Genomic DNA, 22,867 nt, shown 5'->3' with positions numbered 1-22,867 from the left:
TTTATCCAAAAACTTGTTTAAAAATTGTATCAACATGTTTAGTGTGATAAGAAAGATCAAATTTTTCACGAAGTTCTGCTTCACTTAAAATCTTTGAGATATCTTGATCTTTTAGTAATTCTTCTAAAAAATCTTTCCCTTGTTCCCAGACTTTCATTGCATTACGTTGTACAATTTGGTACGCATTTTCACGACTAGTACCAGCTTGTGTAAGTGCTAAAAGTACACGCTGTGAATAAATAAGGCCACAAAATTTATTGAGATTTTTTTTCATATTTTCTGGATAAATAATTAAGTTTTCAATTACAGATGTTAATCGGGCAAGAGCAAAATCGAGTGTAATAGTAGCATCAGGGCCAATATAACGCTCAACAGATGAATGAGAAATATCACGTTCGTGCCAAAGTGCTACATTTTCCATCGCAGGAACTACAAATGCGCGCACCATACGAGCTAATCCAGTTAAATTTTCTGTTAAAACTGGATTACGTTTGTGAGGCATTGCCGATGATCCTTTCTGACCAGAGGAAAAATATTCTTCTACTTCAAGAACTTCTGTTCGTTGCAAATGGCGTATTTCTATGGCTAATCTTTCAATAGATGAAGCGATAATACCAAGTGTTGCAAAAAACATAGCGTGACGATCACGTGGTATAACCTGAGTAGAAATAGTTTCACTATGCATACCTAATGCTTTTGCTACATATTTTTCAACACGTGGATCAATATTAGCGAAAGTTCCAACTGCTCCAGAGATAGCACAGGTAGAAATTTCTTCTCGCGCGGCGAGCAAACGTTTATGACAACGAGAAAATTCAGCGTATGCGAAAGCAAATTTGACTCCAAATGTTGTAGGTTCAGCATGAATACCATGACTACGTCCAATAGTAATTGTATCTTTATGTTCAAAAGCACGTTTTTTCAATGCAGTAAGAAGATGGTCTATATCTTGTAGAAGAATATCAGTAGCGCGCATCAATTGGACATTGAGTGTTGTATCTAATATATCTGATGACGTCATGCCCTGATGAATAAAACGAGCCTCTGGTCCAATAAACTCAGCCAAATGAGTTAAGAATGCTATAACATCATGCTTAGTAATTGCTTCAATTTCATTAATACGATTCACATCAAATTTGGCAATTGCACCTTTTTCCCAGATGGTTTTAGCTGCTTCTTTAGGAATAATACCAAGCTGGGCCATTGCATCACAAGCATGTGCTTCAATTTCAAACCAAATACGATATTTTGTTTCTGGTGACCAGATTGCCACCATTTCAGGACGAGAATAACGTGTGATCATGATTTTTCCTTATTGTGAGAGGATTGCAGCTTGGCGCAGTGCATTAATACGTGTTTTGTAAAGCTCTTTGTTACCATTTTTATAAATTGCAGAGCCTGCTACAAATACATTTGCACCTGCTTTTGCAGTTTTTCCAATTGTATCAATGGTAATACCACCATCAACTTCAAGGTCGATAGGACGATTAGCAATCATATTTTTTACTCGTTTTATTTTATCTTCCATGTCTGGAATAAAATTTTGCCCACCAAATCCAGGGTTAACTGTCATGATAAGGATGAGATCTAATTGATCTAGCAAATATTCAAGTACATGTTCTGATGTGCTTGGATTTATTGCAATGCCCGCTTTTTTACCCATTGCTTTGATCATTTGTAATGAACGATGAAGATGAGTACTTGATTCTGCATGAATGGTTATAATATCTGAACCCGCTTTTGCAAAAGATTCAAGATAAGGATCTACAGGTTTTATCATAAGGTGAACGTCAAAGACTGCTTTTGTTTGTGGACGTAAAGCTTTAACAACATCTGGCCCAAAGGTGATATTAGGAACAAAATGGCCATCCATGATATCAAGGTGAATCCAATCTGCGCCAGCATCAAGAACATCTGATAGTTCTTGACCGAGTTTAGAAAAATCAGAAGCTAAGAGTGAAGGGGCGATAAGATGGGAACGGGACATTAAAGATCTCCTTAGTTGATCTTTTTTAGCATGTAATTTTATATGATAAAATATACATTTTTATTGTTCGTATATGATATTAAGAGAGTGATAGTGTATAATAAAAGAAAATATTGAAATATATTCTGAAATTTTAACAGCTATATAAGTAAAAAATTATGTCTAAGCATAAAATACATTTAACATCGAAATCTCAATCAATAGTTCCTGTTTCATCTCAAGAATATCGGGATACAATGAGTCATTTTGCAGGAGCTGTGCATATTGTAACAACAGATGGTATTAAGGGTAAGCGTGGGGTGACAATTTCATCTTGTTGTTCCTTATCAGACAATCCTCCAACACTTCTTGTCTGTTTAATGCGTTATAAGACTGAAAATAAGCTGTTTATGGAAAACGGAAATTTTTGTGTTAATAGTTTAACAGGAAAACATCGTTTATTAGCCGATGTTTTTTCTGGACGCCATCGTTTCACACAAAATGAACGTTTTGCTGCAGCTGAATGGGGTATCTTGCAGACCGGTGCTCCTAGTTTATTAAATGCTTTGGCTTCGTTTGACTGTAATTTGATTTGTTGTCATGAACATCCAACACACTATATTTTAATTGGTGAAGTTGTTGCAATAAACCGGAATCAAGAAAAAGATGCTTTAATGTATTTTAATCGTGACTATCAGACCTTATCTTTGCCTTTGTAAGTGTGTTTTTTCAAATATTAGTAATTTACTTATTAGTGTATTTAATTTTCTGATTAGCTTATTCTAGGGCAAAAAATCTTTGCTAAATCATACTGATATTTAAAATATAGGCATATTTTGTCTTGCAAGATGATCAATCAGTTAAATTAGGTTGATTAACACTTTTTTGCACTTTTTCTAAAGCTTTACATGTTTTCCTTTATATATACATTTTTTCAAAAAATTTAATTTGATGTAAAAATATGCTTTTTACTGCTCATTTATGAAAAAATCACTTTTGCTAGCACAATATTTATTATCATTCATTCCGTAAAACTTCTATATATAAAGCTTAAGCATATATTTTGAATATAATTTGAGTGATATAATTGAATTACATTTTTTTGATTGGTGAAAATCTATTGCAAAAATAGATATAGTTTTGCAACGTATTGATGATGGTATTTATAGATTTTGTGGAAGAAATAAAGATCCTAAAGTATAAAGCATTTTTGAAGTTAGACGAATTGAAGTGTGGTGTTAGCAACACAAGAATGCTACGAAAAACGAAAATAAATCTATCGTGAGGATTTAAAAAACAGCTGTTTGGGAGAGAATAAATCGATTAAAATTACCATTTAAATTTTAATATAACGATAAAGAGGAAGACAATACTAACTATAAAGAAGTATCAAAATTTATGGAAGAGGATTTTCTTTCTAGAATTTATAGGCATAGAATAAATATTGATGTCTGCTGTATCCATATTAACTAGCTATCTTGTGGTGATTTGTATGAGATATTTTATGCTGTATATTTTTTAACAACATCTGATTCTACACTTGTAATATTTGATTCTATAATAGTAGCTGTTGGTCCACCGATGAGAACCAAATGTTCTGTATTGTCTCGGCGTATTAAAACAAGACGATGTGTACGATCAATAGCGACTGTACCGCATATAGCTAATCGTGGCTGGGACTTGCTGGTAGTTCTAAATTGTATTTTATTTAAGTTAGTTAAAAGCTTAATAACTATAGTGATTGCTACAATTATTATTATGAGATACAAAAAGTTGATCATCACTTGTGTTATCGGCACGTTTATATAATCTGATAACCAACCTTTCATATTATCCCTCCTAAATATTAATAATAGATCTGTTATTTTTATTTATAATATTACAAAAATTTAGACTTTAAAAATTACAGTGTGAAACATAGTATTTTTATATCAATAATTTATAGAGACCGTAAAGGCAATTTGTGACATAAAAATAGTCATAATTGAGGAAAAAATGGATAAAAATTTTGAAAGTATTAATAAATTATTGTCTACTTTCGTACGCTGGGAAGTTACAATTGGAGTTACTATTTTTACAATAATTTTTTTATTCATTATTGGATTAATAGGTTTTTTTTATCCGCAAAGCTATGTCTATAAGACTGCTTTGATATTTCTTTTTGTTTTAGCAATAATAGGTATTATAGCACTTTTTTTATTAGGGGTGAACATTTTCAAATGTAGTGTTATGCAATTACATAAAGATTTAGATTTTAACATTTTTAATGAGATAGATGATGTAATTATAGTCTCTGATTTATCTGGTTTTGTTTATTACTCCAATCAAAGTTATCAAAAAATTTTTACTTATAAGCCTGAAGTTTCTTGTTATGTCGTTATTTCTGATCTTCCAAATACTGGTGCACTCTTATACCGCTTAAAAGTAGCAATATTAGCTGGTTCTGCAGCCCAAGAGGTCTTGAGAACAGATCGATCGATTTTTATTAATTCACAACAGAAAGATGTTATTTGGTATAATATTTCTATTCATCCTACGGTTCATAGGGGAAAAAAGCTTTTATTTTGGCGTATTACAGATGTTTCTCATTTGCAGCAATATCATCAGTATAATGAAACCTTTTTCTTAAATTCACAGGAAGTTATTGGTCATTTAGATGAATCTCCTATTGGATTTTTATCTGTGAATGCACAAGGAATAGTTATCTATTTGAATACTGTTTTTGCTAAATGGTTTTTAATCGATTTAACGAATTTTACTGTTGGTCAATATAGTTTTGATCAATTATTTCATTCTGTTAGAAATAATAGCACATGGAGTGATATTCGTCGAAACAATAATAAATACCAAAATTTAAATGGCACGATACCCTATACGTTCTCTTTATATTCTATTTCTGAAACTGGTAATAAAAGAATATTGAATTGTTTTATGTATGCTTCTTCTCTTGTAGAGGATGAGGCTATTTATCGGATTATTATGATACCACAGCAGATAGAAGAGAATGAAAGTAATAACCAATCAAAATTGCCAAGTATATTAACCAAATATTTTAATGTAAGCCCTTTTGCAATAGCAGTCGTTACTCAAAAAGGACAATTTATATACATCAATAATGCTTTTCTGTTACTTACGGGGAAATCTAGTAAAGTCGTTAGTCTTTATGATATTATATCTCCCTGTGATCATGTTCAATTAGAGCGTGTATTTCAGCAGATTACAGCAAATAGAAACAATTCAATTCCAATAGAAACGGTATTAGAAGGTGATCAAAAACGCTATTTGCGTCTTTATACTATGCTTGTAACATTAGAATATGATAATGCATTACAAGATTTGGTCATTGTATCTGGAACAGAAATAACAGAACAAAAAATATTTGAAGATAAAATGATACAAAGCCAAAAAATGCAAGCTGTTGGACAGTTAGCTGGTGGTATTGCTCATGATTTTAATAATGTTTTAACAGCAATTTTAATGTCATGTGATTTTCTTTTAAATACACATCGCAGTTCTGATCCTGCATACGCTGATCTTATCAACATCAAAAATAATGCTAACCGTGCAGCTGCACTTGTACAACAATTATTAGCTTTTTCCAGAAAGCAAACGCTTCGACCTCAAAAAGTTGATTTTACAGAGCTTTTATCAGATATACGTAATCTTATTTTACCTCTTTTAGGGAATAATATTCAATTAAAAATCATTCATGGAAAAGATCTATGGGATGTCAAAGTTGATCAAGCATCTTTTCAACGCGTTATTATGAATTTAGTTATCAATGCACGCGATGCCATGCTTGATGGAGGAATAGTAACAATTACGACAAATAATATTACAAAACAGCAAAGTGCAGAATTTGATTATGCTGGTTTTGTTGTTGATGAATATGTGCAGTTGACTATTTCAGATACAGGAACTGGTATACCTGCTGTTATACAAGAAAAAATGTTTGAACCATTTTTTACGACAAAAGAAGTTGGTAAAGGCACAGGGCTTGGTTTATCAATGGTTTACGGTATTATCAAACAGACAGGGGGATATATTTACTGTGATAGCCAAGAAGGAGAAGGCACAACATTTCATATTTTTCTACCACGTTATATTTCTGATATGGGTAGAGAGATTTCTCAACAGATTGAAAAAGTAGAAGAACAGGAAAAAAATGCAGATTTGACAGGTTCTGCCACTGTTTTATTAGTTGAAGATGAATATTCTGTCAGAATGAGTAGTGTAAGAGCTCTTCAAATGAGAGGATATACAGTTTTAGAAGCTGCAAGCGGAGTGGAAGCGCTTGCTATACTTGAAAAAAATAAAGGTGCTGTTGATATTATTGTTTCTGATGTAGTTATGCCAGAGATGGATGGACCTACTTTACTCATAGAAGCACGTAAAAATTATCCTGATATAAAAATCATTTTTGTTTCTGGATATACAAAAGATGCTTTTACTAAAAATCTTCCAGAAGATACTGTTTTTGGGTTTTTATCTAAACCATTCACACTTAAACAGTTAGCGCTAGCAGTTAAAGAAACATTGGCATAATAGAATACACATTTTTAGCTTTTAAAGCCATAAAACTTCAACATTTCTAATGTGTTAGAGCTTAAATAACAAAGATATTTCAGTAACTATATTATTAATTTTTTTATTTCAAGCTATACATTTAAGTCAAATAAAACAAAAAATATTGAAATTGAGTAAATGTTGCATGTGTTCCTATTTCAGATATTCTTTTAGCAGTTTTATATTTTTATCTTAAGATTCTTGATAGAAAATTTTAGTTTAAAAAGAAAAAAGCTGTTGTTGGTAATCTGTTGTTTTATTATTTCCTTGAATAAATGCTTTTAAGGCTTCTGGATAGAGTTTATGTTCAGCTTTCAAAACTCTCTCTGCTAAACTTTCTATAGTATCATTAGGGTGTATTGGAACTGCAGCTTGAGCCAGAATTTTTCCTGCATCCATTTCTTCTGTAACTAGATGAACAGTACAACCAGTAATTTTCACTCCTGCTGCTAAAGCTTTTTCATGGGTATTTAAGCCTTTAAATAAAGGAAGAAGAGAGGGATGGATGTTAAGTATTCGCTCTTTATAAAGTTTGATAAAATATGATGAGACAAGCTGCATATAACCAGCAAAACAGATCAGGTCTGGTTGATATTGAGATAAAATAGTGAGGATGGCTTCTTCATGTGTTTTTTTCGTTGAATAATTTTTGCGATCAACGACGTGAATAGGTATATTATTATCATGTGCCTTTTTAATGCCAGCAGCTTGAGGATTATTACAAATAACTGCAACGATTTTAGCAGGATATTCTGTTTGTTGGCTAGCCTTAATAAGCGAAACCATATTAGATCCGTTACCGGAAATAAAAACAATTATTTGTTTTTTCATAAATTAAGTTTACCTTTATAAGTAACTTTTTTATTTTGATATTTTGTTAAAATACCAAGTGGAGTAACGGTTTCCCCTTGAGCTTCAAGTGCTTTCGTAACAGTTGTAGCTGAATTTTGTGCTACAATAACAATCATGCCAATACCACAATTAAAAGTCCGAAGCATTTCTGTTTCTTCTATTTTACCTTGTTGGGCAATCCATAAGAATACTGGTGTAATAGGAATTGCAGAGAGGTTAATTTCAGCGCAAAGAGAAGATGGTAGAACACGCGGAATATTTTCAGGAAACCCACCTCCTGTAATATGTGCGAGAGCTTTAATTCCTTTGTTATTCTGTATAACTGGCAGAAGAGATTTTACATAAATACGAGTTGGTATTAGAAGTGCTTCACCAAGAGTTATTTCAGAATTAAAAGGGGCAGGGGAATTCCATTTTAGATTATTTTGTTTAATAATTTGTCTTATGAGAGAGAAGCCATTTGAATGTACTCCAGATGAGCTAAGACCTAAGATGATATCTCCTTCTGCAAGGTCTTTTGAAGGTAACAATGAATTTCGTTCAGTCGCTCCTACGGCAAAACCTGCTAGGTCATAATCTCCTTTTGCATACATACCAGGCATTTCTGCAGTTTCTCCTCCGATAAGAGCAGCTCCTGCTTGTTGACATCCTGCTGCGATACCAGAAACAATTTCTATTCCTTGTTTTGCATCCAGTTTTCCAGTCGCAAAATAATCTAGGAAAAATAGAGGCTCTGCACCTTGTACAATTAAATCATTAACGCACATGGCTACGAGATCAATGCCAACAGTATTATGAATACCTGTTTCAATAGCAATTTTTAGTTTTGTGCCTACACCATCATTAGACGCTACGAGAATGGGATCTATAAAACCTGCTGCTTTTAAATCAAATAGACCACCAAAGCCACCAATCTTTGTATCTGCGCCTATTCGTTTTGTTGAGTGCACATAAGGCTTAATTTTTTCTACCATTGTATTGGCTATGTTAATATCAACGCCACTATCTGCATAGGTAAGACTCTTATTAGTTTTTTTATTGACTAGTTGTTGATTGCTCATTCGAGTTTTCCTTATAGGAAATCAGATTTTGATATTTATATAATGCCATGATAAAGTTATCTCTGCAAGAGTTATTGGATTTATTATTTAAAATACAATTATTGTTTACTTGACTCAAGCAAAAGAAATTCCATAATCTTTTAAGAGAATTTCAATGATATTTATTAAATGGATATCAATTAGTTAAAAGAACTCTTCACTGCCAATGAATAAGAAAATGAATAAAAAAAACAAGTCTCATGACTATTATACGGCTTATATACCTGCTTATGCCCAAGTACCATTACCAAATAGTATGAAAAAGCAAATTTTTTTCTGGCTAGGTACATTGATTTTTTTCATTGTTTTTATGTTTATTTTGGGATCAATTTTATTTCCTTTTATAGCAGGGATTGTATTAGCTTATTTTCTTAATCCAATTGTACAAATATTTGAAAAAATTGGAATTCATCGTGTTTTTGGCACTACACTAATTACTTTGTTTATTATTATTTTTTTTGTGGTTTCTTTAATAATTTTGATTCCTATTATTAGTGGACAAATACAACAATTTATAAGCAATGGTTTACCGATTTATGTCAATCGTATTCAAACTTTTTTTGTTGAGCATAATTTTAGTTGGGTAAGGCGTTATTTTGATAGTGATCCGAATGAGTTACATACTAATATTAAAGTGCTTTTAGGACAAAGCTCCGACTTTATTACATCTCTATTGAATTCGCTTTTGAAGTCAGGAAAATCTATTGTTAATATTATTAGTCTATTTGTAGTAACGCCAGTAGTAACATTTTATATTTTATTAGATTGGCCACATATGGTTGAGGTCGTTGATTCTTGGATACCACGCAGTCATCTTACAACTGTCCGCAGTCTTTTTCATGAAATGGATAGAGCTGTTGCAGGCTTTGTACGGGGACAAGGAACTGTTTGTTTAATTCTGGCAGGATATTATGCTATTGGCTTAACTATTACAGGACTGAATTTTGCTCTTTTAATTGGTATGTTTGTTGGTCTCATAAGTTTTATTCCTTACATTGGTACAATGATTGGTTTTATATTATCTATTGGTGTTGCATGGGTTCAATTTTATCCAGATAATTGGGGCTGGGTTATTATTGTAATGATAGTTTTTTTTATTGGGCAATTTATTGAAGGTTATATTTTGCAACCGAAGCTTGTTGGTCCATCAGTTGGCCTTCATCCAGTTTGGTTGATGTTTGCACTTTTTGCTTTTGGTTCATTATTTGGCTTTACAGGTATGCTTGTTGCTGTTCCTGCAGCTGCTATTATTGGCGTTCTTGTTCGTTTTGTTCTTCATATTTATCTGAATTCTCAGATGTATGCTCAAAATGAGAATTTGGAGTCAATAGAATGAATAAGTATGAAACGCAGTTACCATTGGATTTTTCTCATAAATCAGTTTTTCAATTTGATGATTTGGTAATGACAGATAGCAATCGCATGGCTTTTCAATTGATTAATCATTGGCCAAATTGGGTGCCTCCTATTGCGGTCTTAATCGGGGATAAAGGATCTGGTAAGACGCATTTTTCTAGTGTATGGGCTCAAAAAGCTAATGCCTTAAATGTTTGTCATGATGAAATTGATCAGGTTATCGCCATGGCTTCTTCAGGTAAATCATTTTTAATTGAGGATGTTGATTCAGGTGAAATCAGTGAAACTGGTCTTTTTCATTTGATTAATAGCATTAAACAAGCAAATCTCGGAATAAATCAAGCTACTTTATTGATGACTGCACGTACATTACCATCTACATGGAATTTGCAATTGGATGATTTGAAAAGTCGCCTTAACTCAGTGATGCTCGTTGTATTAAAGCAACCTGATGATGCATTATTAACGGCTATTGCTTTTAAGCTATTTTCTGATCGGCAAATTACAGTTCATCCGAGTGTTATTCACTATCTTATAAACCATTGTGAGCGTTCTTTATTCTCATTAAAGCGTGTTATTGATTCTGTTGATCGATTAGCTTTACAAAGAAAAAGTAAAGTAACACGCTCTATTATTAGCGAAGTTATTAATATGCAAATTCAGTAAATAATTTTTGATATATTCTAATGCTTTTTTAGCTTAATATTCTCTATGGGAAAGAAAAATGCCCCTTCATTTTTTTAGCTATAATGTTTGTTTTTCAAGCAATAATTTCATTTGTAGTTTTTAGTGTGGTTATATTTCCTAATTTTTTAGCAAATAATAAAAATTTAGAGGCCTAATATTAGTAGGCTATTTTTATTTTATTCTATAAACAACATACTTATTTAAATAAGTCATTAAAATAAAAAATAACTCATCTAAAATAAGCAGTTTTTCAATTTTTTATGTATATTATCTTTTGCAATCATTATAACAGTCGGTTATTGCTATAATGAATTATTATTCAGTTTGTTGAAAATCTATGTTAAGAATATTTTTATTCTGTCTGCTATGGGTTTTATTTTTATAGAGTGTTTTTTGATTTCTATAGTTTATTATTTAATAAAAAAGTGTTTAAAAGAATTATTATATGTTAAGGAATAGAAAAATTAAAAAAGTGTGTTTTGCTCTTGCACTTCTGCTATGAAAATTTTAGGGAAGGTAAATTAAATATAAATGACGGAGCGTAGCGCAGTCTGGTAGCGCACCTGATTTGGGATCAGGGGGTCGTAGGTTCGAATCCTATCGCTCCGACCATTCTTATTCGATTAAGGATAATATTACAAATTGGATGGTATGCAGTAAAGTTATTATTTAGCTATTGCTTTATCTAAGGGAAAAAGAAGATCTATGGTTGCACGTATTTATAGTCCTGCAAAAACACCAATGCAATCAGGCAAAGCAAATACTGGTTTTTGGATTCTTCAATATGAGCCAGTACAGGCAAAAATGATTGAACCTCTTATGGGTTATACAGCGACCTCTGATATAAATAGTCAGATAAAAATTCGGTTTCAAACAAAAGAAGAAGCAATAAATTTTGCTATAAAAAATGCTATTCCTTATCGTGTAGAAAATTTGCATAAAGCTTTACGACGCGCTATTTCTTATTCTGATAATTTTCATAGTAGTCGACAACAGCCTTGGACACATTAACGAGGATGTTGCTTAATTAAGATGTTTCTTGTTTGGTCCCGTAGCTCAGTTGGATAGAGCAACGGCCTTCTAAGCCGCAGGTCACAGGTTCGAATCCTGTCGGGATCGCCAAATATCAATAAAATCAATAAGTTATATAAAGGTAAGGGAATTTTATAGTTATTGATTTTATTATGTTTTTTCTGTTCTATTCCGAACCTTTTTATAGCTTATTCTCAATCATTTTATCCAAATATAAAACTAAATTTGGTTGTATAAAACTTAACCCTTATTTTTATTAATCGTATAGTGATGCTATACAATAAGGGGCTGCAATAGCAATTGTGAGTTTCAAACATAAGGGCTTAAAATTATTTTATACAACAGGGTCTACAAAAGCTATTAGAAGCAGATCACGTAAAAAAGTTATGCGTTATCTTAACGGCTTTAACAAGTGCTACTACGTCCGAAATCTTGAAAGCACCTGCCTTTAAAATGCCTTCTCTTAAAGGTGAACTTACAGGATATTATTCTCTATGGGTGAATGGAAATTGGCGTGTTACTTTTCGCTTTATAGGAACAGATGTGGAGCTTGTTGATTATCAAGACTATCATTGATGAAAGGAACAAAAAGTGATGCATAATCCTGCACATCCGGGTGAAGTTCTAAAAGTGGCTTTCTTGGAAGAAATGGGGCTATCAATACAAAAATTAGCTGACCATCTCCATATGACAAGAGCTTCTCTCTCAAGAGTGATTAATGGTCATGCTTCTATGCGTACAGAGCTTGCAATTAAATTAGAATTAGCTGGTTTTAGTAAAGCTAAATTTTGGTTGGATATGCAAAAAAATTATAATTTATGGCAAACTAAGCATTTTGGTTTGACCATAGAACAGGAAAAAAATCCGCTTTCGAGTACTTACATAGGGTGGCTTTATTTGAAAGGTGAGCTCACTCAAGAGCAATATGATGCAGCACAAAAATATCTACAGATAAGAAACAATTACCTTTGTGCAAAAGGTTTTCCTTGTGCTATTTATGATGAAATGCCTTCCTCTTCTGATGAGAAGGAAAGAGATAAATGGGTTCAGTTGGCAACAGAACAATTTTCAAGTATGCAAAAGATAGTAAGAGAAGTACAATGCCGCTATAAACAATATAACCTGCATTCCGCATTACAATATCTTGTCGTAGAAGATCAAACATTACCGTATCTTGTGTCTTCATTGCGATTTGCTCTGAATGCTCTCCAGAAATATTTTGTCAGAAAAACTAAATGTTAAATGTTTTACTGGTATTTTTATAAAAGCATTAAAAGCTCTTGAGTTCTTGAAATAGTTTTCAGAATGTTATATATTTATATAATATTTGAGAGAGTGTTTTATGCATACAACAAAATTACGTAAAGTTGGAGGATCAGTGATGCTTTCCATACCGCCAGCATTACTTGATGTTCTTCATCTTACAGAAAATACGCAAGTTGGTTTGGCTGTTGATAATGGACAATTGATTGTGAAACCACAGACATTCCCTAGTTATACTCTTGATGAATTATTAGCCCAATGTAATTCCTCAGATGATTTTGCAGATGAAGATATGGAGTGGTTTGGTGCTCAACCTGTTGGTAAAGAGCTGTTGTGATGAAGCGGGGAGAAATTTGGTTTGTATCTCTTGACCCATCTTCAGGCTATGAGCAAAAAGGAACGCGTCCTGTACTAATTGTATCACTGGAGGCATTTAATCGTGTAACGAAAACACCTATTGTCTTGCCTATTACAAGCGGAAGAAATTTTGCTAGAACAGCAGGTTTTGCTGTATCATTAATGGGAGCGGGATTGCATACAACGGGCGTAATACGTTGTGATCAACCACGTGCTCTTGATATTGGAGCGCGTCAAGGGAAGAAACTGGAAACAGTTCCACCTATGATTATGAATGAAGTCCTTGCTAAGCTAGCGACATTTCTGACGTAGTTGGTTTAAATCTTTATCTTGTTGTGCCGTAAAACACCATTCTTTGAGACGGGGGAAAAAGTCATGTAAAAGATTCATTTGATATGAAAAAAAGCTCTCAGTTTTTTAAAAAAATGCGATAAAAAAGAAGCACATCGGATTGTTGATTTTTTAGATCAGCATGTCACTTCTCTTGAAGATGTGCGTGCAATAGGTAAGCCCTTAAGAGGCCAATTATCAGGTTTATGGAGGTATCGTGTAGGAGATTACAGGATACTCTGTGATCTTTATGATAAAGAGCTTGTCGTGTTAGTCTTGGCTGTTGGACATAGAAAAAATATATATAAAGGTTAAGGAAAATCTTTCAGAAAATATTTTGATTGTCAGAGCATTGTCCAAATAAATTTGATCAACGCTATAACTGCTTAAATTTGATAAATACACTTAAGATTATTTTTAAATGCTACAGAATGTTGGAATTTCACTGACATCTGTTTCACGTTCAGCGTGCCAAGCATCATAAGCTGCTTGCATACGTAACCAAACAGCAGCTCCATCACCAAACATTTTTCCTAGACGTGCCGAAACAGAAGGCGAAATAGATTTTTTTGCCGGTTTTTGGAATAATTTCTGCTAATAAATCACCTGGATGAGAGGGGCAGCGGTTTTTATGGCGTTTTGCTGGAAAATCATTCATAATTTTTCCTCAATGATATTGTTCAAGATCAACACGATAGGCATTATATGCCTCAAATTCGAATGTAATACACCATGGTCCATTAACATGGATAGTGTAACGGATAGGATGAAATCCAATCAAAGCATGAAAATTAAATCAAAGTAGAAAGTTTGCCAACAGCTATTATGAATGAGGTATTGGCGAAGGTCGTGACGATCTTTAGTTAACCAATTATATGTAGGAGCCAGTTTTCAGATCAGATATCTTATAGAAGATCAAGCAGTTCAAGTTTATTACGGATTGCTCTTCTGATCTTTGAAGCTGTGAATCTTATGTGAAAAAAGCTAAATAATGTATACATGAATATTTTAAAAAATACGACGTAGATTACAGTCTTTTTATCTGTGTAGTTGCCGTAGAATTGAAACCAGAAAAGTTATAATAGTCCTGTAAAAAATCATACTTAATCTCTTCTAATGAACTCTCTGCAAGCGAATTCTGAAACTGTCGTGCACAAAGAAGCATCTCTGATATACCGGCCATACCAAATTGATACCCCTTTAAAGCGGCCATCAAAGCAAAGGACCTGGTCTTCCCTGATCCTCGTCCGCCCCATGCCGCTCTTACAAAAGAATCTCCTGAAAAAATCGGTATAAGCTTCGGGACAATCCTAATCTGTCTTACTGTCATGAACCAAAGGCGCTATTTCTACGCGCCCTATCATCTGAATTGCTCCACCATTCTCACCCGTAACCTGTAACGGTAAAACTTTACCAAGCAATGCCAAATAAGCCGCTGGACAGTTGACAGCTTGCTTTTCTAAATACGAAACCAAACCATCATTCCCTATTTTATTTCCGGCATTCTCAGCGGCTTTAAGCACTGCTTCTTTCAAAATACGCGTCATTTTATTCGGAACGCCTTTAACACGGCCACTCCCTGCTCTTGGAGGAAGACGCCTCTTGACTGTTGGTGAAGGCTGAGTGATCTTTGCTGATGTCATTAAATACGCCCTCTAAATAACAAAAAACCCCGCATTTGCGGGGTATACAGAAAAATACATCTCAATTTTAGATACAAGTCGACTAAGTACAATAGCATCATTAAACACTAAACAAAACACTTTGTCAACTCAAAAAATCTATATTTTGTGTTTTTTTGTTTCCTTTATCTAAATCTAGTGTTTTTAGTAACAAATAAGATATCGTTGTATCATCTGAAGGAATCGATTACACGACTGAAAACTAACAAATGAAGGGAGAAAATGTGGTTTATCATACAAGTTGTAATAACTATTTACATAATAATCCCACTATTAATTGGTATCACTGTATTAGCATTTTACGTTATTAGCGGAATTCTGGGAGTAGCATTAGCTATAATATGGGCAATAATAATTGTAACACCGGTAACACTATATATAATAACATTACCAATGGTAGAAACAATTAGCTATGCCTTTACAAAAGATAAAAGCAAATGGAAAGAATTAATCGAGAAACGAGAAAAACTTAGAAAACGCATAACAATTAAGAAAAAAATCAATTTGCCAAACACAATAGAATTGTTTTCTTCCGTGCAGCAGCAGGCACTTTCATTATTATATGTCTCATATTAGTCGTTTTTGTATGTCTTCCTGACTCTTTTTCTCCTTATTTGCTAGCGCTAATCATTTTAATGCCTGCTCTTCCTCTTACAGTCTGTATAGCACCAATCCAACGTAGAATACAGGTGCTACCTCTTTCACTTTTAATACAGATAATAGGTCGGAGAGGCATCGATTAAGTCGCGTGATGGTCGTATAGTTTTTCAGTTTTCTGGATTAGACCGGAATATAGCGAGTATCAAATCAATGGGTCGGATTTTGCTTTGTTGGGTTGATGAGACCGAATCGGTGACTGAGATGGCTTGGCAAATGCTGACAATAATGCAATTGTAGAAACATTATAGATTTTTAGTGTTTAGAAAAGTATCATAAGTGATACACTAGATAATGAAAAAATGCTTCTATCATGATTTACTTAGATTTCTCAAAGTTTACAGTTTTTCATCATCTTTGCTTAGTGATAATATATTTTAGTATATAATAGCCTTTTATGTGGAAAGGGTAGGAGAGTTATACGAATGTTAAAAAAAGTCATGATCGTAGAAGATAACGAACTTAATATGAAATTATTTCGTGATCTTATAGAAGCATGTGGTTATGAAACCGTTGAAACGCGTAATGGCCTTATTGCGCTAGATCTAGCTCGTTCCTCAAAACCTTCGCTTATTCTCATGGATATTCAATTGCCTGAAGTATCAGGGATTGATATTATTAAGCAATTGAAAGAAGATGAAGAACTCAAATCTATTCCCGTTATTGCTGTAACCGCTTTTGCTATGAAAGGAGATGAAGAACGAATTCGCGCAAGTGGGTGTGAAGAATACATGTCAAAACCCATTTCTGTTCCTCACTTTATTACAATGGTAAAGTCCTTTTTAAACTAAGAGCCTCATTTTAGATAATAACAATAAAAAATACTGTTTGATAAATAATTTTAGTTATTTGTTTTAAATAAAAAAATCCTGATTGAAAACAAGAACTCAATCTACCATTATAAAAATTAACGTTTTGAAAATTGGAAAGAGCGTCGCGCTTTTGCTTTACCATATTTCTTACGTTCAACAACACGGCTATCACGCGTAAGAAATCCTCCTTTTTTTAAAATAGCGCGGAGTGCAGGCTCGTAATAAGTTAGCGCTTTTGAAAGTCCATGCCGTACTGCACCTGCTTGACCCGAAAGGCCTCCTCCAGCGACAGTTGCAACAACATCAAATTGAGTATCCCTTTTGGTTGCAACAATCGGTTGACGAAGAATCATTCTAAGAACAGGACGAGCAAAATATTTGTCGAATTCTTTATTGTTAATAGTAATTTTCCCAGACCCTGGTTTGATCCATACACGAGCAATAGCATCTTTACGTTTGCCTGTTGCATAAGCACGTCCTTGTGAGTCAAGTTTTTGTACGTGAATGGGAGCAACATTTTCATTAGATTCTACAATACCTGTTGCGGTACTAAGTTGAGAAAGGGAATTAAGTTCAGCCATATCTAAGCAATCCTTTTATTTTTGCAATTTAAAGCACCTACATTAAGAATTTCAGGCTGCTGTGCTACATGTGGATGTTCACTACCAGCATAAACACGCAAATTTTTCATTTGACGACGACCAAGAGGGCCACGAGGGATCATACGTTCTACGGCTTTTTCAATAACTCGTTCGGGAAAACGCCCTTCAAGAATTTGACGAGCTGTACGTTCTTTGATGCCGCCGATATAACCGGTATGCCAATAATATTTTTTATCGGTATATTTTTTTCCGGTAAGAACTACTTTATCTGCGTTTATAACAATAACATTATCTCCATCATCGACATGCGGAGTAAAAGTAGCTTTGTGTTTTCCACGTAAGCGGTTAGCAACGAGCGTGGCAAGACGACCTAAAACGAGGTTTTCTGCGTTAATAATAACCCATTTTTTCACCACTTCAGCTGGCTTTTGTGAAAAAGTTGCCATAGAAGTATCCTTTATAAGAATCCCTTTAGAAAGTAAGGGCATTTTTTGTTGCTTGGCGTTGTGTATTATTATCACAACAAAATACACTGCAAATATGCTATTTATTTGATATAATGTCTGATGATTTGCGTCAAGAGAAAATAAAACTTATATAAATGTGCTGTTATAATAACTGTGCCAATAATGATTTACTCATTATTATATTTTTGTTATTTATTGGAGTATTATCAGCAGTAATGGGACGATTTCGTTATTTACTTAATATTCAATCTTCTGCTTGTAATCAAGCTTGGATTGATGCGCTTGATATGGATAGGACTAATAACGCTCGTGCCATTTCTCAAAAGTTTGGTTTACCAGACCAGCTTGCTCGGGTTCTTGCAGCAAGAAATGTTGATGAATCAGAAGCTGTGGTTTTTATTAATCCTACACTGCGCGCTTTAATGCCTAATCCAAAAAAATTTACAGATATGGATTGTGCAGCAGAGCGTTTAGTTAGAGCTATTATAAACCAAGAAAAAATTACTGTTTTTGGTGATTATGACGTTGATGGTGCTTGTTCAGCAGCGCTTTTAGCACGTTTTTTACATTGTTTTGGTATAATAGTAAAAATCTATATTCCTGATCGTATTATTGAAGGGTATGGTCCAAATGAACAGGCAATGAAAGGATTAGTACAAGAAGGAGCGAGTTTAATTATTACAGTTGATTGTGGTGCGAATAGTCCCAATGCTATAAGAGCGGCGAGGCTTGCGGGTGCTGATGTTATTGTTTTAGATCATCATCAAATGGAAAATATTCATGAAGAAGCAGTTGCCCTTGTTAATCCTAATCGTCCTGATGATTTTTCTGAGCAAGGACATTTATGCGCTGCTGGTGTTGTATTTATTACATTAATGTGGGTTAATCGTTTATTGCGGGAGAAAAAGTGGAAAGGGGCGCTACCTGATCTTTTAAGTATGCTTGATCTTGTTGCATTAGCTACCATATGTGATGTTGTTCCATTACAAGGCGTTAATCGTGCTTTTGTGGTTAAAGGGCTTCAGGTGGCTCGTTCTATGCATAATCCTGGAATAGCTGCTTTAGCAAAAGTTGCACGTATAGGAGAACCACTTAATAGTTTTCATTTGGGTTTTTTATTGGGGCCTAGGATTAATGCAGGAGGACGTATAGGAAATCAGGCCTTAGGGGCATATTTACTCAGCTGTAACGATAGAGATGAGGCAGATAGAATAGCGCAACAACTAGACCAACTTAATAAAGAACGCCAAGAAATGGAGATATCTCAATTAGCTCAAGCCGAAGCTTATATTGATTCCATTTATCAAGAAAGGACAATACCATCATCATTTGTAATTGCTCATAAAGGATGGCATCCGGGTATCATTGGTATTCTTGCAGCCCGTTTAAAAGAACGTTTTTTCTGTCCTGTTTTGATAATAGCTTTGAAGGAAGATGGTAGTGGTATTGGATCAGGTCGTTCGATTAGTGGTATAGATTTGGGAGCGCTTGTGCATGAAGCCGTTGCACTAAATTTATTAGAAAAGGGTGGGGGACACAGTATGGCTGCAGGATTTACAATTCAATCAGACAAAATTGAAGCTTTTCGTGAATGGTTAGAAGAAAAAATATCTTTAATAGTTTCGCAATTACGTGCCGAGAAGTCTCTTAGTATAGATGGTTTTCTTTCTGCTTCTGGTGCTAATAAAGATCTTTTTGATATGATTGAAAAAGCTGGTCCTTTTGGCTCAGGAAATGCTACACCTGTTTTTGTTTTTCCTTCTCACCGGTTAGTTAATTTATATGAAGTTGGAAAAGGCCATTTGCGTCTTATTATTTCTAATATTGAAGGCGAAAAATTGCAAGGAATAGCTTTTGGTGCAGTAGGAACAGCTCTTGGTAAGTTTCTTTCTGAAAATATTGGTAAAACAATTCATTTAGCTGGTAATCTTAGTTTAAATCACTGGAGAGGAAATATCAGCCCACAATTGCGTGTTATTGATGCAGCTGCAGTGGTTTGATCAATATATTTTGAAGATCAAATATCTAAATTATCTGCAAAAGTAGAATTTTCTTGGATGAAGCGAAACCGTGCTTCTGGCTTAGTTCCCATCAAACTTTCTACTGTATTTTTGGTTTCTTGCATATCAACTGCATCGATAGCAATACGTAAAAGTGTGCGTTTTTTGGGATCCATAGTTGTTTCTTTAAGTTGTTCGGCTCGCATTTCTCCAAGGCCTTTAAAACGTCCAATTTCAATTTTAGCTTTTCCAGTAAATTCAGTTTTTAATAATTCATCTTTATGGTTATCATCACGCGCATAAGCAACTTTTCCTCCTTGTGATATTCTATAGAGAGGGGGCACAGCAAGATATAAATGCCCTTGACGAATAAGATCAGGCATTTCTTGAAAGAAAAAGGTAATCAAAAGTGATGCAATATGAGCACCATCAACATCTGCATCTGTCATAATAATGATACGTTCGTATCTTAGATCATCTTCACGATATTTAGAACGTATTCCACATCCTAGCGCGAGGATAAGATCATTAATTGCTTGGCTTGCACTCATTTTTTCACGAGCTGCACTCGCTACATTTAATATTTTTCCACGAAGAGGTAAAATTGCTTGATTAACTCTATTTCGTGCTTGTTTAGCAGAACCACCAGCAGAATCTCCTTCAACAATGAATAATTCAGCTCCAACAGCGGAGTTTTGACTACAATCTGCTAATTTTCCAGGTAATCGCAATTTACGTACAGCCGTTTTTCGATTTATTTCTTTATCTTGGCGCCGTTTTACACGCTCTTCAGCACGCTCAATAATCCAATCAAGAAGTTTTGTAGCCTCTTGTGGAGAATTAGCAAGCCAATGGTCAAAAGGATCGCGTATTGCATTTTCAACAATACGTTGCGCTTCAATTGTTGCTAATCGATCTTTAGTTTGTCCAACAAACTCAGGCTCTCTGATGAAAACTGAAAGGATTGCAATTGCTGAAATCATTACGTCATCGGAAGTAATAATAGCAGAACGTTTATTGCCTATTAATTCAGCATAGGCTTTTAGACTACGCAAGAGAGCTTGTCGTAATCCTGCTTCATGTGTCCCACCTTCTCCCGTTGGAATAGTGTTACAATAAGAGTGTACGCAAGCATCACCACCATACCAAGCGATAGCCCATTCAACTGAACCATGAGCTCCATGCTGTTTTGTTTTACCAGAAAAAACCTCAGATGTTACACGATATTCATTTTTCAATGAGGATAATAAATAATCTTTTAATCCATCAGGAAAGTGAAAAACAGCTTTTTCAGGAATATTTTTTATACCTTCAAGCATTTTAGAATCACAATTCCAGCGAATTTTTACTCCACCAAAAAGATAGGCTTTAGAGCGCGCCATCTTATAGATTTTTTCTGGTTCAAAGGCTACTTTCTCACCAAAAATTTTACTATCGGGATGAAAGCGGACGCGCGTACCGCGACGATTATAAACATCACCTAGATTTTCTAAGCCAGATTGAGGAATACCGCGTGAAAAACGTTGACGATAAAGTTTACGATCTCGTGCTACTTCAACTTCCATATCATCAGAAAGAGCATTAACAACAGAAATACCTACTCCATGTAATCCACCAGAGGTTTGATAAGCTTTCCCATCAAATTTTGCGCCTGAATGAAGTTGTGTCATAATGACTTCAAGAGTAGATTTATCTGGCATTTGAGGATGATTTTCAACAGGGATTCCACGTCCATTATCTGTAACTGTTAAATAACCTTGCTCATCCAATGAGACATCAATTAAATCGGCATAACCAGCGACAGCTTCATCCATTGCGTTGTCGATAATTTCAGAAAATAAATGATGAAGCGCTTTGCTATCTGTTCCACCAATATACATCCCAGGTCGTAAGCGTACAGGCTCTAAACCTTCGAGTACTCGGATAGATAAGGCGTTATACTCATCTTTTTTTATATCATTTTTAGAAGCAGAGGTAGAAATTGACCGAGATGTTTCTTGTGGGGTTACTGAAATTGGCTTATTTTTCTCTTTTGCTTCTATGCGGGACTGAGCATTATTTAAAATACTAAAAAGATCTTTATTATTATCGCTCATATCACTCGATCGTCTATCTAAATTTAAATTGTATAAATAAACCTTTAATCAGAATTAAATTTTATGCCCGTTTTTTAGTTAAAAATCAATGCACTTAGGAAATATCAATTGTCGGACCAAAAATTTGTTCAAAAGCTTGTTTCATAGCAATATCAACATCATGCATTGTTATAGGTAAACCTAGGTCCAGTAAACTTGTTACACCGTGATTTGCAATTCCACAGGGAACAATTCCTGTATAGTGAGATAAATCGGGATCGATATTAATACAAATGCCATGAAAGCTTACCCATCTACGTATACGAATACCAATAGCAGCAATTTTATCTTCAGCAAACGTTCCGTTTAGTGTCAGTGGGCGATCAGGCCGAATAACCCAAACACCAACTCGATCTTCGCGACGTTCTCCTTTAATATTAAATTGTGCAAGTGTTTGTATGATCCACTGTTCTAGTGCACTAATAAAAGCACGTATATCTTGTTTTCGACGTTTAAGATCAAGCATAACATAAGCAACACGTTGTCCTGGACCATGATATGTAAATTCACCACCACGACCAGCTTCATATACAGGAAGAGAATGAGGAGCTAATAAATCTTTTTGTTGAGCACTTGTTCCTGCTGTATAAAGGGGAGGGTGTTCAAGAAGCCAAACTTGCTCATATGCAGTTTTTGCGGAAATATTCTCTACGCGTTCTTGCATATAGCGTAATGCTTCAGGATATTCGATTAAGCTATCACTTATTTTCCACTCAACTGGTGAAGCATTGTGAGTTGCTTTAAAATGATGTAATAAATAATTGCGATCAGTATGTTTCAATTTAGATATCATTAAAAAATATATCTGAAGTTATTTGGTTTTTTATTAGTAAGTAACAAGATACGATATAGGTTTGTTTATTAAAATGAAAATGAAAAATGGACGGTGTAGATATTTTTTCTTAAAGTCATAAAAATAAACTCTATTATTTTGAATTATTATAGTCTAATAAAATCTTAAAATGACTAAGAACTTTTTAATTCATAATTTAATTTATCATTT

Annotated in this window: 21 protein-coding genes, 2 tRNA genes and 7 pseudogenes; 17 read left to right on the top strand and 13 right to left on the bottom strand. The window is 34.0% G+C overall.

Annotated elements, in window-relative coordinates; translation table 11 throughout:
• Position 1 precedes the first annotated feature (1 nt).
• A complete protein-coding gene (purB, locus tag Bho11B_RS04555; RefSeq protein WP_035005750.1) occupies positions 2–1,303 on the bottom strand; it encodes an adenylosuccinate lyase in 1,302 nt (433 codons plus the stop codon).
• A 9-nt stretch (positions 1,304–1,312) separates the two neighbouring features.
• Positions 1,313–1,987 carry a ribulose-phosphate 3-epimerase gene (rpe, locus tag Bho11B_RS04550; protein ID WP_035005751.1) on the bottom strand — a complete coding sequence of 225 codons (675 nt, stop codon included), beginning with the start codon at positions 1,985–1,987 and terminating at the stop codon, positions 1,313–1,315.
• A gap of 158 nt (positions 1,988–2,145) precedes the next feature.
• Between rpe and Bho11B_RS04545 the strand changes: the two genes are divergently transcribed.
• The gene (locus Bho11B_RS04545) at positions 2,146–2,685 is read left to right on the top strand and encodes a flavin reductase (RefSeq protein WP_035005753.1); all 540 of its coding nucleotides are present in this window, start codon (positions 2,146–2,148) and stop codon (positions 2,683–2,685) included.
• Positions 2,686–3,468: 783 nt separating this feature from the next.
• Here Bho11B_RS04545 and Bho11B_RS04540 read toward each other — a convergent pair.
• A complete protein-coding gene (locus Bho11B_RS04540; RefSeq protein WP_051668838.1) occupies positions 3,469–3,795 on the bottom strand; it encodes a flagellar biosynthetic protein FliO in 327 nt (108 codons plus the stop codon).
• Positions 3,796–3,961: 166 nt separating this feature from the next.
• On the opposite strand from Bho11B_RS04540, the gene Bho11B_RS04535 reads away from it, so the two are divergent.
• Complete coding sequence (locus tag Bho11B_RS04535) at positions 3,962–6,511, top strand: PAS domain-containing sensor histidine kinase (protein ID WP_078673770.1); 2,550 nt, start codon at positions 3,962–3,964, stop codon at positions 6,509–6,511.
• 240 nt (positions 6,512–6,751) lie between these two features.
• On the opposite strand, the gene purN is transcribed toward Bho11B_RS04535, so the two are convergent.
• Positions 6,752–7,363, bottom strand: coding sequence for a phosphoribosylglycinamide formyltransferase (purN, locus tag Bho11B_RS04530; protein ID WP_078673769.1), 612 nt, complete (start codon positions 7,361–7,363; stop codon positions 6,752–6,754).
• Positions 7,360–8,445, bottom strand: a complete 1,086-nt coding sequence (gene purM, locus Bho11B_RS04525) for a phosphoribosylformylglycinamidine cyclo-ligase (protein WP_078673768.1) — start codon at positions 8,443–8,445, stop codon at positions 7,360–7,362. Before purM ends, purN begins: the two co-directional genes overlap by 4 nt.
• A gap of 217 nt (positions 8,446–8,662) precedes the next feature.
• Between purM and Bho11B_RS04520 the strand changes: the two genes are divergently transcribed.
• From Bho11B_RS04520 to Bho11B_RS04475, 11 genes and pseudogenes are all read left to right on the top strand, one after another.
• Positions 8,663–9,820, top strand: coding sequence for an AI-2E family transporter (locus Bho11B_RS04520; protein WP_172802078.1), 1,158 nt, complete (start codon positions 8,663–8,665; stop codon positions 9,818–9,820).
• A complete protein-coding gene (hdaA, locus tag Bho11B_RS04515) occupies positions 9,817–10,506 on the top strand; it encodes a DnaA regulatory inactivator HdaA (RefSeq protein ID WP_035005761.1) in 690 nt (229 codons plus the stop codon). Before Bho11B_RS04520 ends, hdaA begins: the two co-directional genes overlap by 4 nt.
• Positions 10,507–11,062: 556 nt before the next feature.
• Positions 11,063–11,139 (top strand) — tRNA-Pro (locus Bho11B_RS04510).
• Positions 11,140–11,232: 93 nt separating this feature from the next.
• The gene (locus Bho11B_RS04505) at positions 11,233–11,538 is read left to right on the top strand and encodes an ETC complex I subunit (protein ID WP_035005762.1); all 306 of its coding nucleotides are present in this window, start codon (positions 11,233–11,235) and stop codon (positions 11,536–11,538) included.
• A 34-nt stretch (positions 11,539–11,572) separates the two neighbouring features.
• A tRNA-Arg gene (locus Bho11B_RS04500) sits at positions 11,573–11,649 on the top strand.
• A 203-nt stretch (positions 11,650–11,852) separates the two neighbouring features.
• Positions 11,853–12,135 (top strand): annotated as a pseudogene (locus Bho11B_RS07380) (type II toxin-antitoxin system RelE/ParE family toxin).
• A gap of 18 nt (positions 12,136–12,153) precedes the next feature.
• Positions 12,154–12,381: pseudogene (locus Bho11B_RS07375) on the top strand (HigA family addiction module antitoxin); the annotation flags it as partial.
• Positions 12,358–12,801, top strand: a complete 444-nt coding sequence (locus Bho11B_RS07255) for a hypothetical protein (RefSeq protein ID WP_172802091.1) — start codon at positions 12,358–12,360, stop codon at positions 12,799–12,801. The pseudogene Bho11B_RS07375 and the gene Bho11B_RS07255, both read left to right, overlap by 24 nt.
• Before the next feature lie 100 nt (positions 12,802–12,901).
• On the top strand, positions 12,902–13,159 hold the full coding sequence (locus tag Bho11B_RS04485) for an AbrB/MazE/SpoVT family DNA-binding domain-containing protein (RefSeq protein ID WP_035005764.1): 258 nt from the start codon (positions 12,902–12,904) through the stop codon (positions 13,157–13,159).
• A complete protein-coding gene (locus Bho11B_RS04480) occupies positions 13,159–13,491 on the top strand; it encodes a type II toxin-antitoxin system PemK/MazF family toxin (RefSeq protein WP_035005765.1) in 333 nt (110 codons plus the stop codon). Before Bho11B_RS04485 ends, Bho11B_RS04480 begins: the two co-directional genes overlap by 1 nt.
• Before the next feature lie 87 nt (positions 13,492–13,578).
• Positions 13,579–13,824: pseudogene (locus Bho11B_RS04475) on the top strand (type II toxin-antitoxin system RelE/ParE family toxin); the annotation flags it as partial.
• 102 nt (positions 13,825–13,926) lie between these two features.
• On the opposite strand, the pseudogene Bho11B_RS04470 reads toward Bho11B_RS04475, so the two are convergent.
• From Bho11B_RS04470 to Bho11B_RS04455, 4 genes and pseudogenes are all read right to left on the bottom strand, one after another.
• Positions 13,927–14,167 (bottom strand): annotated as a pseudogene (locus Bho11B_RS04470) (transcriptional regulator).
• Between the two features lie 9 nt (positions 14,168–14,176).
• A pseudogene (locus Bho11B_RS07250) lies at positions 14,177–14,305 on the bottom strand (plasmid maintenance system killer); the annotation flags it as partial.
• A 282-nt stretch (positions 14,306–14,587) separates the two neighbouring features.
• A pseudogene (locus Bho11B_RS04460) lies at positions 14,588–14,839 on the bottom strand (PBSX family phage terminase large subunit); the annotation flags it as partial.
• Positions 14,820–15,152, bottom strand: coding sequence for a hypothetical protein (locus Bho11B_RS04455; RefSeq protein ID WP_035005770.1), 333 nt, complete (start codon positions 15,150–15,152; stop codon positions 14,820–14,822). The gene Bho11B_RS04455 and the pseudogene Bho11B_RS04460, both read right to left, overlap by 20 nt.
• Before the next feature lie 261 nt (positions 15,153–15,413).
• On the opposite strand from Bho11B_RS04455, the gene Bho11B_RS04450 reads away from it, so the two are divergent.
• The 3 genes and pseudogenes from Bho11B_RS04450 (at position 15,414) to Bho11B_RS04445 (ending at position 16,639) form a co-directional block, all read left to right on the top strand.
• Entirely contained in the window at positions 15,414–15,767 is a 354-nt protein-coding gene (locus tag Bho11B_RS04450; RefSeq protein WP_035005768.1) for a hypothetical protein, read from the top strand.
• Between the two features lie 147 nt (positions 15,768–15,914).
• Positions 15,915–16,070, top strand: a pseudogene (locus tag Bho11B_RS07245) (PBSX family phage terminase large subunit); the annotation flags it as partial.
• A gap of 203 nt (positions 16,071–16,273) precedes the next feature.
• The gene (locus tag Bho11B_RS04445) at positions 16,274–16,639 is read left to right on the top strand and encodes a response regulator (protein WP_035005772.1); all 366 of its coding nucleotides are present in this window, start codon (positions 16,274–16,276) and stop codon (positions 16,637–16,639) included.
• Between the two features lie 116 nt (positions 16,640–16,755).
• Here Bho11B_RS04445 and rpsI read toward each other — a convergent pair whose 3' ends face one another.
• Together rpsI and rplM are read right to left on the bottom strand one after the other, a co-directional pair.
• On the bottom strand, positions 16,756–17,241 hold the full coding sequence (rpsI, locus tag Bho11B_RS04440) for a 30S ribosomal protein S9 (protein WP_035005774.1): 486 nt from the start codon (positions 17,239–17,241) through the stop codon (positions 16,756–16,758).
• Positions 17,242–17,243: 2 nt separating this feature from the next.
• Positions 17,244–17,708, bottom strand: a complete 465-nt coding sequence (gene rplM, locus Bho11B_RS04435; RefSeq protein ID WP_035006670.1) for a 50S ribosomal protein L13 — start codon at positions 17,706–17,708, stop codon at positions 17,244–17,246.
• A gap of 236 nt (positions 17,709–17,944) precedes the next feature.
• Here rplM and recJ point away from each other — a divergent pair, with 236 nt between their 5' ends.
• Positions 17,945–19,729: a single-stranded-DNA-specific exonuclease RecJ gene (gene recJ, locus Bho11B_RS04430; RefSeq protein WP_078673766.1), complete on the top strand. Its 1,785-nt coding sequence runs from the start codon at positions 17,945–17,947 to the stop codon at positions 19,727–19,729.
• Between the two features lie 17 nt (positions 19,730–19,746).
• Here the strand turns inward: recJ and parE are convergent, their stop codons facing one another.
• Both parE and lipB read right to left on the bottom strand, forming a co-directional pair.
• Positions 19,747–21,825: a DNA topoisomerase IV subunit B gene (gene parE, locus Bho11B_RS04425; RefSeq protein ID WP_078673765.1), complete on the bottom strand. Its 2,079-nt coding sequence runs from the start codon at positions 21,823–21,825 to the stop codon at positions 19,747–19,749.
• 94 nt (positions 21,826–21,919) lie between these two features.
• Entirely contained in the window at positions 21,920–22,657 is a 738-nt protein-coding gene (gene lipB, locus Bho11B_RS04420) for a lipoyl(octanoyl) transferase LipB (protein ID WP_035005779.1), read from the bottom strand.
• Positions 22,658–22,867: the final 210 nt, after the last annotated feature.

It is taken from the genome of Bartonella sp. 11B, from assembly GCF_002022625.1.
GTDB classification, from domain to species: Bacteria; Pseudomonadota; Alphaproteobacteria; order Rhizobiales; family Rhizobiaceae; genus Bartonella; species Bartonella rochalimae.
The sequence above is the reverse complement of the archived record's forward strand: the minus strand, read 5'-3'. Positions and strand labels throughout refer to the sequence as shown.